The organism is Rathayibacter rhapontici (assembly GCF_001995175.1).
In the GTDB taxonomy this organism is placed as follows: domain Bacteria; phylum Actinomycetota; class Actinomycetes; order Actinomycetales; family Microbacteriaceae; genus Rathayibacter.
Map to the genome: position 1 here is coordinate 1 of NZ_MUKN01000128.1, position 644 is coordinate 644.

Below are 644 nucleotides of genomic sequence, written 5' to 3' on the forward strand. Positions count from 1 at the left end.
GGGGTCCGTAGCCGCGGGATCCGTGCCGCCGGGTCCGTGGCGGGCGCCGTGCTCCCGGGGGTCGCCTCCGAGCCGGGTGCGCGGCTCGGGCCGACGATCGGCGTCGAGCCGATCTCGGTCACCTGCTGCGGCTGCTGCATCGCGCCGGCGACCGTCACGACGCCCCCGGCGATCGCGGCGAGGCAGACGGCCGCTCCGACGGCGAGCAGGACGGGACCGCGTCGGGTCATGGGCTTCTCCTGACCGGTGGGGCCGGTGTCGGTCGTCGGGCGGAACAGGGACGTGATCGATCGTCTCACGGGGCGAGGATCCTCTCGGTGGTGCGTGCGAGCGATCGGGCGGCGAGCGAGCGCCACGCCGGTCGGAAGAGGTAGAGGCAGGCCAGGCGGAGCCGCGCGGCGCTCTCGTACGCCTCGAGGCGGTGCGGCGGCACTCCGGCCCGCTCGGCGGCGCGGTCGACGACGGCGGTCGCCGATGCGGCGGACGCGGCGGGCAGCAGTCCCTGGGACGTGCGCAGCCGCAGGTGCGCGCGCAGGTTGCCGAGGTCCAGCGCGGCCTCGGCCCGCGCCGCGGTGTCGAGGTCGAGCAGCGCCAATCGGCCGTCGTCGGAGGCGAGCAGCTGCTTGTCGTGCAGGTCGCGGTGC

The 644-nt window shown here is 76.6% G+C and carries 2 pseudogenes; both read right to left on the reverse strand.

Annotation, left to right across the window (positions count from 1 at the left end):
- A pseudogene (locus B0T42_RS18940) lies at window positions 1–299 on the reverse strand (hypothetical protein); the annotation flags it as partial.
- Window positions 296–644: pseudogene (locus tag B0T42_RS20365) on the reverse strand (hypothetical protein); the annotation flags it as partial. The pseudogenes B0T42_RS20365 and B0T42_RS18940, both read right to left, overlap by 4 nt.